General features: G+C 76.1%; 9 protein-coding genes and 1 pseudogene. 4 read left to right on the top strand and 6 right to left on the bottom strand.

Annotated elements, in window-relative coordinates:
* Nucleotides 1-82 precede the first annotated feature (82 nt).
* The 4 genes from VGH76_RS04925 to VGH76_RS04910 all read right to left on the bottom strand — a co-directional run bounded on the left by VGH76_RS04925 (nt 83) and on the right by VGH76_RS04910 (nt 6,182).
* Nucleotides 83-1,882, bottom strand: coding sequence for a DUF5336 domain-containing protein (locus VGH76_RS04925; RefSeq protein ID WP_331555498.1), 1,800 nt, complete (start codon nt 1,880-1,882; stop codon nt 83-85).
* A gap of 94 nt (nt 1,883-1,976) precedes the next feature.
* Entirely contained in the window at nt 1,977-2,858 is an 882-nt protein-coding gene (gene sucD / locus VGH76_RS04920; RefSeq protein ID WP_331555497.1) for a succinate--CoA ligase subunit alpha, read from the bottom strand.
* Between the two features lies 1 nt (nt 2,859).
* Nucleotides 2,860-4,032 carry an ADP-forming succinate--CoA ligase subunit beta gene (gene sucC / locus VGH76_RS04915; RefSeq protein ID WP_331555496.1) on the bottom strand — a complete coding sequence of 391 codons (1,173 nt, stop codon included), beginning with the start codon at nt 4,030-4,032 and terminating at the stop codon, nt 2,860-2,862.
* Nucleotides 4,033-4,244: 212 nt separating this feature from the next.
* Entirely contained in the window at nt 4,245-6,182 is a 1,938-nt protein-coding gene (locus VGH76_RS04910; protein ID WP_331555495.1) for a hypothetical protein, read from the bottom strand.
* A gap of 130 nt (nt 6,183-6,312) precedes the next feature.
* On the opposite strand from VGH76_RS04910, the gene VGH76_RS04905 reads away from it, so the two are divergent.
* From VGH76_RS04905 to VGH76_RS04895, 3 genes are all read left to right on the top strand, one after another.
* Nucleotides 6,313-7,287 (top strand): esterase/lipase family protein, encoded by a 975-nt coding sequence (locus VGH76_RS04905; RefSeq protein WP_331555494.1) that lies wholly within the window; start codon nt 6,313-6,315, stop codon nt 7,285-7,287.
* Between the two features lie 380 nt (nt 7,288-7,667).
* Nucleotides 7,668-8,738, top strand: a complete 1,071-nt coding sequence (locus VGH76_RS04900; protein ID WP_331555493.1) for a M23 family metallopeptidase — start codon at nt 7,668-7,670, stop codon at nt 8,736-8,738.
* Between the two features lie 33 nt (nt 8,739-8,771).
* Nucleotides 8,772-9,500 carry a carotenoid oxygenase family protein gene (locus VGH76_RS04895; protein ID WP_331555492.1) on the top strand — a complete coding sequence of 243 codons (729 nt, stop codon included), beginning with the start codon at nt 8,772-8,774 and terminating at the stop codon, nt 9,498-9,500.
* 17 nt (nt 9,501-9,517) lie between these two features.
* Here VGH76_RS04895 and VGH76_RS04890 read toward each other — a convergent pair.
* Nucleotides 9,518-9,832 (bottom strand): annotated as a pseudogene (locus tag VGH76_RS04890) (oxygenase MpaB family protein); the annotation flags it as partial.
* Between the two features lie 30 nt (nt 9,833-9,862).
* On the opposite strand from VGH76_RS04890, the gene VGH76_RS04885 reads away from it, so the two are divergent.
* Entirely contained in the window at nt 9,863-10,039 is a 177-nt protein-coding gene (locus VGH76_RS04885; protein ID WP_331555523.1) for a hypothetical protein, read from the top strand.
* A 19-nt stretch (nt 10,040-10,058) separates the two neighbouring features.
* On the opposite strand, the gene pcrA is transcribed toward VGH76_RS04885, so the two are convergent.
* The gene (pcrA, locus tag VGH76_RS04880; protein ID WP_331555491.1) at nt 10,059-12,593 is read right to left on the bottom strand and encodes a DNA helicase PcrA; all 2,535 of its coding nucleotides are present in this window, start codon (nt 12,591-12,593) and stop codon (nt 10,059-10,061) included.
* Nucleotides 12,594-12,621: the final 28 nt, after the last annotated feature.

Below are 12,621 nucleotides of genomic sequence, written 5' to 3'. Positions count from 1 at the left end.
CGCCGGGCCACCGAACCCGTCCGGAGCCGGCCGGCCGGCGCGGTTGCCTCGGAGGTGCCGGCGGCGCGGGGTGGTGTCCGCTCTAGTCGGCCTCGTGGGAGCCGCGACGCTCCCGGCCGTCGACCTCGCCCGGGGACGCGTCGGCCCCGTCCACCGGCACACCCCACCCGCTCGGGCGCGGGATGCCGGAGGGCGGGGTGTCCTCGCCGGAGCCGTCGGCGGCCGTGGTGGCCTCCGGTGTGGAGCGGCCGGCGGCCTCCCCCGAGGACGGGGTGGCGGCGCGCTCGGTGAACGACTCCCCGCCGAGCATGGTCGTGGCGGGCCGTTGACCCTCGACGGTCGACGCCGACGCCGACGCCGCGGAGGGCCGCTCGACGGTGGTCTCCGAGGAGCCCGCGGGGGCCTCGTGACCCGAGGTGCCGGTCGGCGCGGCGCGGCCGTCGCTCAGCGGCGCCGCGGTGGTGGGGGCGGGGAAGGAGCCGGACGGGTCGCCCGAGGCCGGCGTCCGGGCCTCCGACGGCGCGGCGGCACCCGACTGCGCCGCTCCCGACTGCGCCGCTCCCGACTGCGCCGTTCCCGACTGGGCCCGCGGCACGACCTGCGTCCGGGCCGCCGCGTCGTCCGCCGAGGGCTCACCCGGCCGGCCGACGGCGGGGAACGACGACGACGGCCAGGGGCGCTGACCCTGACCGGGCCCCGACGGGCCCCCGCCGTGCGGCCCCACCGCCTGCTGCGGCGCCGAGGCCGGACCCACGGTCCGGCCGACGCGCTGGGTGGTCTGCTCGCCCGGGGGGAAGGGGTTCGACGCGGTGCCGCCGGGCTCGGCCGGGGAGCCGGCCCCGACCCCGGGACGTCCCGGCGGGGTCCCCGGAGCGGACCGGGTCGGCTCGGTGAACACCGGGGGCGAGTTCCCCGCGACCGTGCCGCCGGCGCCGCGGGGAGCGGAGGTCCCCCCGGCGAGCAGGCCGATCGCGGACAGCGCCGCGACGACCGCGGCGGCGGCGGCGAGGATCGCGAGCACCACCACCGCGATGTCGAACCCGTCGCTCACCTGCAGCGTCTGGAGGCTGACCAGGGCGGCGGTGACCGTCAGCACCGCGCCCGGCAGCACGGTCCGCGGCGCGGCGGGCAGCACGGCGACCCCGACCGTCAGACCCCCGCCGAGCAGGAGCGCGGGGAGCAGCCCGCCGGGATCGAAGCTGGTGAAGAAGGTCCCGAGGAACGCGAGGACACCGAGGCCCGCGGCGGCGAGCGCGGCGGTGCGGCCGGTCCCGACGGGCACCCCGGTCGCGCCACGCGAGGTCTGTCCGGGGGAGCCGGACGCCGTCGGAGACCCCGACGACGACGGCGAGGGTTGCGCGCCGGCCGCGGGTGCCGAGGGCACCGTCGCTGCTGCGGCGGGGTTGCCGCCCTGACGCTCGGCCGGCATCCCACGCGAGGGCGTGGGTGGCGGGGCCGGACGCCCCCAGCCCGGCGGCTGGCCGCCCTGGCCTCCCTGACCGCCCGGGGCCTGCCCCGACGGCGCCGGTCCCGAGCCGGGTCCGCCGGCGCCGGCCCACGACGAGCCGCCGTACGGGGAGACGCCCCCGAACGGTCGACTCGGCGGCCCTACGGCGGGCCCGGGCTGGGAGGGCGGACCGACCGCGCCGGGCGCGCCCTGGCCCGCGGGTCGGTTGCCGTGCGGGGGCGACGGTGGCACCTGCTGGCCCGGAGCCGCCTGCCCCGGGGCCTGCCCCTGTGCCGCCTGCCCCTGGGCCGCCGGTCCCTGGGCCGTCGCGTCCGGGCCGGGCGACGAGACCGTCTCGGCCCCCGGCGACTCCTGACCGACGGCCGCGCCGCCCCACCGCTCGGGCGACCCCGGGTTCGAGGATCCTGTGCTCATCGGTTGTCCTCCTGCGGACGGCGTCGTCGGCCCCCGGACCGGCCGCGTCGGGTGACGCGGCCGGTCTGGCGGCCCAGCCTCCTACATCCCGCCCCTAGGAGACGAGGGAACGCGCGAGGTCGGCGGTCTCGGTCGGCGTCTTCCCGACCTTGACGCCCGCCGCCTCGAGGGCCTCCTTCTTCGCCTGCGCGGTGCCGGCGGACCCGGACACGATCGCGCCGGCGTGACCCATCGTCTTGCCCTCGGGCGCGGTGAACCCGGCCACGTAGCCGACGACGGGCTTGGAGACGTTCGCCTTGATGTAGTCCGCGGCGCGCTCCTCGGCGTCGCCACCGATCTCACCGATCATGACGATGGCCTCGGTCTCGGGGTCCGCCTCGAACGCCTCGAGGGCGTCGATGTGCGTGGTGCCGATGACCGGGTCGCCGCCGATGCCGATGCCGGTGGAGAAGCCGACGTCGCGCAGCTCGTACATCATCTGGTAGGTCAGCGTGCCCGACTTGGACACCAGACCCATCTTCCCCGGGCCGGAGATGTTCGCCGGGATGATGCCCGCGAGCGACTTCCCGGGCGAGATGATCCCCGGACAGTTCGGGCCGATGATCCGGGTGCGGTTGCCGTTGGCGCAGGCGTGCGCCCAGAACCACGCGGAGTCGTGCACCGGGATGCCCTCGGTGATCACGACGGCGAGCCCGATGCCGGCGTCGATGGCCTCGACCGCGGCGTCCTTGGCGAACTTCGGAGGCACGAAGAGCACCGAGACGTCCGCCCCGGTCTCCTTCATGGCCTCCTCGACGCCGCCGAAGACCGGCACCGAGGTGCCGTCGACGTCGACCGACGTGCCGGCCTTGCGGGCGTTGACGCCGCCGACGAGCTGCGTGCCCGCGGCGAGCATCTTGCGGCCGTGCTTCATGCCCTCGGAGCCGGTGAGGCCCTGGACGATGACCTTGCTGTTCTCGTTGAGGAAGATCGACATGTCAGGCTCCCTGCGCGGCCAGCTCGGCGGCCTTGGCGGCGGCGTCGTCCATCGTGCCCACCACGGTGACCAGCGGGTGGTTCGCCTCGGCGAGGATCCGGCGGCCCTCGTCGACGTTGTTGCCGTCCAGGCGGACGACCAGCGGCTTGGTGGCCTCGTCGCCGAGGATCTTGAGGGCCTCGACGATGCCGTCCGCGACTGCGTCGCAGGCGGTGATCCCGCCGAAGACGTTGACGAAGACGCTGCGGACGTCGTCGTCGCCGAGGATGACGTCCAGGCCCGCGGCCATGATCTCCGCGGAGGCGCCGCCGCCGATGTCGAGGAAGTTCGCGGGCTTCATGCCGCCGTACTGCTCACCGGCGTAGGCGACGACGTCGAGCGTGGACATGACCAGCCCCGCGCCGTTGCCGATGATGCCGACCTGGCCGTCGTCGAGCTTGACGTAGTTCAGGCCCTTTGCCTTGGCCTTCGCCTCGAGCGGGTTCTCGGTGCGCTCGTCGACCAGGGCGGCGTGCGCCTCGTGGCGGAACAGGGCGTTGTCGTCGAGGGTGACCTTGCCGTCGAGGGCGATCACCCGGTCCTGCGGGTCGCGGACCAGCGGGTTCACCTCGACGAGCGTGGCGTCCTCGCCGACGAAGGTGTCCCAGAGCTTGACGATGACGTCGGCGGCCTCGTCGGCGACCTCGGTGGGCAGCTTGGCCTCGGCGACGATCTCGGAGGCCTTGGCCTTGTCCACCCCGGCGATCGCGTCGATCGGCACGCGGGCCAGCGCCTCGGGCTTCTCGACCGCGAGCTGCTCGATCTCCATGCCGCCCTCGGCCGAGGCCATGGCGAGGAAGGTGCGGTTCGAGCGGTCGAGCAGGAAGGAGAAGTAGTACTCCTCGGCGATGTCGCTGGCCTCGGTGACGAGGACGCGGTGCACGACGTGGCCCGTGATGTCCAGGCCGAGGATCTTCTCGGCCTTCTCCTTGGCCTCCGCGGGGCTCTCGGCGAGCTTGACGCCGCCGGCCTTCCCGCGGCCGCCGACCTTGACCTGGGCCTTGACGACGACCGCGCCGCCGATCTCACCGGCGGCGGCCTCGGCATCGGCTGCGGTGTCGACGGTCCGGCCGGGCAGGACCGGCACTCCGTGGGCGGCGAAGAGGTCCTTCGCCTGGTACTCGTACAGGTCCACTCGTGAACTCCTCCATCACTGACCGGCAGCATCCGTCGGTGGACTCCGGCGGCGGCCCCGCCCCGGCGAGGCGGCCCGGCCCCACCGCAGCGGGCGGCGGACGGCGCGGACCCGATCGGCGGGACCGAGGGCGACCCTAGCGGCGTGTCGCGGACCCGGGCGCGGCACCGGGGGCGACCCCCGCCACACCCCGCCCGATCGCGCGACCGGCGCTACGCGGCCGAGGGCTCCGGCGCGCCGGGGTGCTTCGCCTCGCGGATGCGCATGATCGCGACGCCGGCGGCCGCCAGGGTCACGACGAGACAGGCGACCGCGGCCCAGGTGCCGATACCGACGCTCTCGCCGGGACGGGGCGGGGTCAGGACCAGCGCGGACAGCCGCACGACGAGCAGCGCGCCCGCCGCGCCGAGCAGCGCGAGCGCCCGGGCGGGCCGGGCCCGGGGCGCGAGCAGCGCCGCGATCGCGACCCCCACCACGCCGGCGAGCGACCCCCACGCGGCGGCCCCGGGGTTCTGCCAGGCCCCGCCCGCGGCGCTCGAGGCGAGGGCGTCGCGCGCGAGCGGGCCCCCGAAGCCCGGCACGGCGAGCACGGCGGCGATCGCGGCCATCGGCAGCATCGTCGGGTCGGGCTCCACGGTGTCGGTGCCGTCGGCCGGCCGCGCCCCCAGCGGCGTCCCGGGCGCCGACCTGCCACCGACGACGTCCCGGCGCTCCGCGAACCCGGCGCCCACCGCGAGCACCGCGGTCAGCACGGCCAGCACCAGCGCGGCCAGGACCGCCCAGCCCCCGGTCCCGACGCCGACCGGGACGGTGTCCGCGGCCGTCGACCCGAGTCCGGGGTCGAGGACGGCGGCGGGCGTCCCGGCGCCGTCGACACCGGCGAGCACGACGTCGAGGGCCGGGCCCGCCGCGAACGGGACCGTGAGCCACGCGACGGACAGCGTCGGGCGGGCGCGGACCACCACGCGGGGCGTCCCGACGACGACGAGCATGGCCGGCACGGCGAGCACCACCGCCGCCGGGAGGAGCAGGATCCCGGCGCCGGTCTCCAGGGGGCTACCGGCGGCCTCGGAGGCTCCGGAGAGCGTCGGCAGGAGCGCGCCGAACAGCGCGGCGACCGCCGTGAGCAGGGCCGCGACGCCGGCCGCGCGCGAGCGCAGCACCGCGGTCCGGGCCGGCACCCCGATGAGGAGGACCCCGCCGGCGACGGCGAGGACGGCACCGGGCGAGGCGGCCAGGCCGGCGCGGGCGATCGAGGCGACGAGCACCGGGGCACTGCCGGCGACGACCCCCGCCCCGAGCGCGGTGTGGACCGCGCGGCGGACCCGCATCCCGGTCTCGTCGGCCTCCGTCGGGACGGCGCGGCGGGCGGGGGCGGACCGGTCGGTCACGGCCGGGTCGGCCACCGCCCGGACGCCCGGCAGCAGGGCGACGACGACGACGGTCGCGGCGAGCAGCGCCACGCCCGCGCCGGCGGGTGCCGGCGTGTCGAGCACGGCGTGCGGCGCGAACCCGGTGCCGGGCGCGGCCACCGAGAACGGCGCCGCGACCAGCCCGGCGGCGGCGAGCAGGGCACCGAGCCCGGCACGGACGAGCGCGCTGCCGCGCTGGGTGCCGAACACCGAGCCGCCGGCGCGCCGGACGAGCGCGACCAGCCCCGTCGTCGCGACGGTCGCCGCCGCGAGCAGGGCGACGTCCGCGGCCAGGAGGGCGGCGGCGAGTCCCAGCGGCAGGCCGGAGGTGCCGCGGGCGAGGACGTCCGGACGGGCGGCGGCCTCCGGGCTCACCAGCAGCAGGAGGTCGACGACCAGGCTGCCCGCGCCCAGCGCGCCGAGCGCGGCCGGGGCGGAGAGGGAGGCGACACCGAGGGGACGACGGCCCCGTCGGGTGGCGAGGCCGGGCGCGACCGCGGCGGCCAGCGCGAGCAGCGGGGCCAGCACCCCGGCGGCGCGCACCGGGGCCCCGATCGGGCCCGGGGCGAGGACCGCCACCCCGAGGCGCAGGACGGCGGCGACGGCGACGAGGGTGACGGCGGCCCACCACACGCGGACGACCTGGCCCCGGGTCCGGTCACCGGTTCCCTGCCCGGTCGGGGCCACCGGGACGGGCCCGGGGCGCCGTGATCCGGCGTCGGCCGCAGAAGCCGTCATGTCCGCGGAGACTAAAGAGGTGTCGGTGGGGACGACGCACGTACCCGCCCGTGTCGGGTGTTCATTCCTGGATCGATCACCCGACACCCCGGGCGCGACACGCCGGTGAACGTCGCCTAACGTCGTGCTCATGGACGTGACCGCGGTCATGTCGCCGACGGGGGCGACGCCCGCAGAGCAGGAGGCGCGGCCCTCCGCGCCCACCTCCGTGGCGGCGGTGGCCGCCACGGCCTGGAGCGGACTGTCCTACCTCGCCCGCACCATGGGCGTCCCGCGCGGGCTGCGCGGCCTCGCCGTCGAGGTCGCCTGGACCGCGGTGCACCTGTCGGTCTACCCGTGGGGGCTCCTCGACGAGGCCCTGCGCCCCGGGGGCGTCCACGCCCACCACCGCACCGACCCGCTGCCGCCCGGCGAGCGGTCGCTGCTGGTCTCCGACCTCGACGGTGCCGGCACCCCGGTCCTGCTCGTGCACGGCATCGTCGACAACCGCTCGATCTTCGTCCACCTCGCCCGGGTGCTGCGTCGCCGCGGCCACGGCACGGTGCAGGCGGTCAACTACAGCCCGCTGACGGCGTTGACCGGCGACATCCGGGCGGCGGCCCGCGACCTCGGCCAGCACGTCGAGCGGCTGTGCGCCGCCTCGGGGAGCGACCGGGTGCACATCGTCGGGCACTCGCTGGGCGGGCTCATCGCGCGCTACTACGTGCAGCGCCTCGGCGGCGACGCCCTCGTCGACACCCTGGTCACCCTGGGCACCCCGCACCGCGGGTCGCGCATCGCGCACCTGCTGCCGCCGACCGTGGTGCCCCGTCAGCTCCTGCCGGACTCCGACCTGCTGCGCGAGCTCGACGAGCCCGCCCCGGGCTGCCGGACCCGGTTCCTCGCGGTGTGGAGCCGCATGGACCAGCTGATCGTCCCGCAGCGCAACGCCCGGCTCGCCCACCCCGACCTGCAGGTGTCGAACGTCCGGCTCGACCACGTGGGCCACATGGCGATGACGATCGACCCCGAGGTCGTGCACCTCGTGACGTGCACGCTCTCGGGGACCCGTCCCACCCGTGAGCGCGCCGCCGCCGCGGCCGCCCTGCCCGCCGCCGCGGGCTGAGCCCGGGGCCCTGGTTCCCGGCCCGGGACGGGGTCCTGTCGCGGGGAATCGCGGGTCCACCCCTCGCCTCGTCGTGGTGAACCACAACGACAGGGCGGCCCTGCCTTCGCCGGAACCCCCCGACAAGGCGTCCGCACCGACCCTCGGAACGAGGGGGAACCGCTCAACCGCTCAGCGCGCCGGGTCGTGCACACGGCGTGTCGGCCGACCATCTCGTGGTCGAGGGTTTGCCGGTCCTTGGGTTTCCGTGTCACCGTCCGGGAGCCCCCATCACGGTGCGGTCACGAACGGCTCACGGATCGACCCCGACGATCCGGCCCGGCGCTCCCCACGCCACCGCCAGACGTTCCTGCCCGCGCCCCGACCGCGAGAGGAAGGTCGTGGCGCGTCACAGCTCCCCCCGCCCGGCTCCGTCCTTCGCAACCCCGGATCCTCCCCGCTCGCTCGGCCTGCTCGTGGGCTTCGGCACTCCCGCCCTCGCGGGTGCGCCGGGTGTGTTCGGCGGACCCCGCCTACCCGTCGCCCCGCGCCGCCCCGCGGCCCGGGATCGTCCGGCGGAGCAGGGCCGGACCGCATCCTTCGTCGGCGGCACCGGCCGCGCCCCCGCGCTGCCCGCACGGCCGCCGTCGGGGGTGCGCCCGGCCGCTCCCGCCGGCCCGCCGACCAGCGGCCGACCGACCGCCGGCCAACCGACCACCGGCCGGCGGACCGCCGGCCCACCGACCGACGACCCGTCGTCACGCCGTCGCGGGCCGCTGACCGGCCGCCTCGCCGTCACCGCCGTCGCCGCGGGTGCCATCGCGACCGCGGGCCACGCGCTCGTGACCGACTTCGACGCGCCGACCGGCGAGACCCGGGCCGACCTGTCGCTGTCCTCGGCGAGCGCCCCCGGCGGCGCCGCGGCCGGGGCGGCCGCGCTCGACGCCGCCACGACCGGCATCATGGCCGTCTCCCCCGCCGAGTCGCCGGCCGCCCCGCACGCCGCCTCGCTCGCGAAGGCCCGCAAGGTCGCCGACGCGGCCGCCGCCCGGGAGGCCGCCGCCCGGGCCCCGAAGTTCGTCAAGCCGGCCGACGGCCGCTTCACCTCCGGGTTCGGGGAACGGTGGGGCACCGCCCACAAGGGCGTCGACATCGCGAACGCGATCGGCACCCCGATCGTCTCCGCCGCCGACGGCACCGTGGTCGAGTCCGGCCCCGCCAGCGGGTTCGGCATGTGGGTCCGGGTGCAGCTCGCCGACGGCACGATCAACGTCTACGGGCACATCAACCGCTCGTACGTGCGCGAGGGCCAGAAGGTCAGGGCGGGCCAGCAGATCGCGGAGATCGGCAACCGCGGGCAGTCCACGGGCCCCCACCTGCACTTCGAGGTGTGGACCCCGGACGGGACGAAGATCAACCCGCTGCCTTGGCTCACCGAACGCGGCATCTCGCTGGGCGCCGCGGCGGACTAGCCGCGTGGCGCGTCCGACCTCCCACGCGCAGAGGTGGACCGGGACCTGGGCACGATCGGGCCCTGCGACTTCGGCGGGCGCCTGCACACCGCCATGACCGCCCACCCCAAGACCGACCCGGACACCGGCGAGCTGCACTTCTACGGCTACTCCCCAGTCCCGCCGTACCTCACCTACCACCGGCTCTCCGCCGTCGGCGAGCTCGTCGTCAGCCGTCGGGTGAGGGTGCCGAAGCCGACGCTGATGCACGACGCGGCCATCACCGCCCACCACGTGGTGTGGCTCGACCTGCCGCTGACCTTCTCGCTGCGCCGGATGCTGACCGGCTTCCCCTTCGGCTGGGAGGAGTCCTACGGCGCCCGGCTCGGCGTCATGCGCCACGACGACCCGATGGCGACGGTGCGCTGGTTCGAGATCGACCCCTGCTACGTCTTCCACGTCGGTACCGCGCACGAGGACGAGACCGGGAAGATCGTGCTCGACGGCGCGCGCTACGCCGCCGCGGACATGGCGGCCGCGTGGTCCGGACGACGGCGCCGGGCGGCCTCCGGCGCCGCGGGGGCCGAGGGTCCCGACGGGGTTCCACGGCTCGTGGATCCCCGAGCGCGCCTGAGGCGGCGTCAGGCGCTGCGCACCAGGTCCCGGGCCCGGGCGATCCGCGGCGGCATCGGCGGGTCGGGCAGCAGCGTCGTCGCACCGCTGGTGAGACGCAGCGCCAGGCCGGCCGCGGCGTCGGTGGTGGGCAGCTCGAGCAGCCCGTAGAGCCGACGCGCCCAGCGGGGCAGGGTGCCGAAGGCGAGGCCCGCGATGGTGGACAGCGCGATCGCGGCCGAGGCGGGCGCGTGCGGCTGCGGGGTCAGGAGCCCGCCGACGCCGAGCCGGGCCTCGTCGGAGAGCCGCAGCGAGGGCCGCGCGCGGTCGAAGTAGGCCGCCAGCGCACGGCGCGACGACGGCACGATCGTCGGGTCGAGCCCCACGACCTCCGCGGCCCGGACGCTCTCGGCGACGTGGGCGTCGGCGTCCGCGGCGTCGAGGACCCCGGCGCGGCGGGCGACGTCGACGTAGGAGTCGATCTCGCAGGCGTGCACCCAGAGCGGGCTCCCGGGAGGTCGAGGCGGAAGTCGGTGCCGGTGCCGGTGTCGGTGTCGTACCCCCGCAGCGTCGCGTGCAGCCGGCGCACGCGGCCCGCGGCGGCCTCGATCTCGGCGGTGCTGCCGAAGGTCCGGGTGCCGACGAACTCGACGGTGCGGTGGAAGCGGGGCCAGGCCTTCTTCGGGTCGAACAGCGCCGAGTTCTGGTAGGTGCCGCGCATCACGCGGGTCAGAGCTTCTGCATCGGCACGCCACCGATGAGCATGAGCCGCACCCTCCCCGCCGACCCGAAGTCGATCGTCGCGGTCTGCTTCGACCCGACGCCGTCGACCACCGTCACGAGACCGAGCCCGTACTTGTCGTGGCTCACGCGGTCGCCGACCTCGAGCTGCAGCGCCGGCGCGCCCGACCCCGACGACGACCGCATGGGCGAGGGCCGCGACGGCGACCCGGTGAGGTCTCGCCCCCAGCTGCGGCCCGAGCCGAAGCTGGTCCGCGCGCTGGGGGCCGCACGCTCCGGGCCGCTGCGCCGCCAGTCGACGACGTCGTCGGGCAGTTCGTCGAGGAACCGCGACGGCGGGTTGGCCTGGGGCTGGCCGAACGCCGACCGCATGAGCGCCCGGGAGACGTAGAGCCGCTGCTGGGCGCGGGTGATCCCGACGTAGGCCAGCCGCCGCTCCTCGGAGAGCTCCGTGGGGTCGGCCAGCGCCCGCTGGTGCGGGAACACGCCGTCCTCCCACCCGGTGAGGAAGACGACCGGGAACTCCAGGCCCTTCGCGGTGTGCAGCGTCATGAGGGTGACGACGCCGTCGCCGCCGTCGGGGATCGAGTCGGCGTCCGCGACCAGCGAGACCCGCTCGAGGAAGGCCTCGAGCGAGCCCGGCTCGGGCCCGTCGCCGTCGGTCACGACCCCGGCCGGCACCTCCGCCGCGCCGTCCGTCGTCGCCTCCTCCGCGATCGCCGCGTTGGCGCGCGCGTCGCCCACGAACTCCCGCGCGACGCTGACGAGCTCGGTCAGGTTCTCCAGACGCGACTGCTCCTGGGGGTCCTCGGAGTGCTCCAGCTCGGCGCGGTAGCCGGTCTTGTCGAGCACCGCGTCGACGGTGTCGGCGACCTCCTCGCCGCCGGCGACGCCGACCGCGAGCGCGTCCATCATCTCGACGAAGTCGGCGATGTTCCGCTGCGAGCGGGTGGCGAGCCCGTGGACCTCGCCCGCCGCGGCCCGGCGCAGCGCGGCGGCGAAGGTGACGTGCTCACGCTCGGCGTGGTCGGCGACGACGGCCTCCGCGCGGTCACCGATCCCGCGCTTGGGGACGTTGAGGATGCGCCGCAGGGAGACGGTGTCCTCGGGGTTGGAGAGCACCTTGAGGTAGGCCAGCGCGTCGCGGACCTCGCGACGCTCGTAGAACCGCACCCCACCGACGATCTTGTAGGGCATCCCGAGCCGCACGAACACGTCCTCGAACACGCGCGACTGGGCGTTCGTCCGGTAGAAGACCGCCACCTCGCCGAACCGGACGTCCCCGGCGTCGACCAGCCGGTCGATCTCGGCGGCGACGAAGGCGGCCTCGTCGTGCTCGTTGTCGGCGACGTAGCCGACGACCTTCTCGCCGTCGCCCTGGTCGGTCCACAGCCGCTTGTCCCGGCGGTCCTGGTTGCGGGCGATCACCCCGTTCGCGGCGGTGAGGATCATCTGCGTGGAGCGGTAGTTCTGCTCCAGCAGGATGGTGCGCGCGTCGGGGTAGTCGCGCTCGAACTCGATGATGTTGCGGATCGTGGCGCCGCGGAACGCGTAGATCGACTGGTCGGCGTCGCCGACCACGCACAGCTCGGCGGGCGGGGTGGCGCCGTCCTCCGAGCCCGAGGCGAGGGCGCGGACCAGCGCGTACTGCGCGTGGTTGGTGTCCTGGTACTCGTCGACGAGCACGTGGCGGAAGCGGCGCCGGTAGTGCTCGGCGACGTCGGGGAACCGCGTGAGCAGGTCGACGGTGCGGCCGATGAGGTCGTCGAAGTCCAGCGAGTTCGAGGACTGCAGTCGCTGCTGGTAGGCGGCGTACACCTCTGCGCAGCGCCGCTCGTAGTCGTTGCCCGCGGCGTCGGCCGCCGTGACCGGGTCGGTCAGCTCGTTCTTCCACGCCGAGATCTGCCCGAGCAGCCCGCGGGGCGGGTAGCGCTTGGGGTCGAGGTCGAGCTGCTTGGTGATCGTGGCGACCAGACGCCGGGAGTCGTCCGCGTCGTAGATCGAGAAGGTGCTCGACAGCTCGAGGTGCTTGTACTCCCGGCGCAGGATGCGCACGCACATCGAGTGGAAGGTCGACACCCACATCGCGTTCGCCCGCCGTCCGACGAGGGCGGCGACGCGCTCGCGCATCTCGGCGGCGGCCTTGTTGGTGAACGTGATCGCCAGGATCTGCCCGGGGTGCGCGCCCTGGGCGAGCTGCCAGGCGATCCGGTGCGTGAGCACCCGCGTCTTCCCGGAACCCGCGCCCGCGACGATGAGCAGCGGCGACCCGGAGTGCACCACCGCCTCCCGCTGCTGCGGGTTCATCCCCTCGAGCAGCGCCTCCGCCTGTTCCCGACGCCGCTCCTCCCGCCGGAGGCTCTCCTCGGCGTGGCCGGACTCCCGGCCGGGCTCGGGCCGGGCCGGGTCCCCTCCGGTGCGACGCAGCGCGGTGGAGCCGGCGGCACCCGCGAGCCGTGCCGCGAGCCCGCCCGCCGCGCTCGTCCGGGCCCCCCGGGCCGGACCGGTGTCAGTGCTACTCATCGCCTGGTCACGCTACCCGCCACCCCTG

The sequence above is a fragment of the Actinomycetospora sp. genome (assembly GCF_036497585.1).
Classification (GTDB): Bacteria; Actinomycetota; Actinomycetes; order Mycobacteriales; family Pseudonocardiaceae; genus Actinomycetospora.
The sequence above is the reverse complement of the archived record's forward strand: the minus strand, read 5'-3'. Positions and strand labels throughout refer to the sequence as shown.

Bases quoted from the DNA above. Each gene is read 5' to 3' on its own strand.
- sucD (WP_331555497.1), bottom strand. From the start codon at position 2,858: ATGTCGATCTTCCTCAACGAGAACAGCAAGGTCATCGTCCAGGGCCTC.
- VGH76_RS04910 (WP_331555495.1), bottom strand. From the start codon at position 6,182: ATGACGGCTTCTGCGGCCGACGCCGGATCACGGCGCCCCGGGCCCGTC.
- VGH76_RS04925 (WP_331555498.1), bottom strand. From the start codon at position 1,882: ATGAGCACAGGATCCTCGAACCCGGGGTCGCCCGAGCGGTGGGGCGGC.
- pcrA (WP_331555491.1), bottom strand. From the start codon at position 12,593: ATGAGTAGCACTGACACCGGTCCGGCCCGGGGGGCCCGGACGAGCGCG.
- VGH76_RS04905 (WP_331555494.1), top strand. From the start codon at position 6,313: ATGGACGTGACCGCGGTCATGTCGCCGACGGGGGCGACGCCCGCAGAG.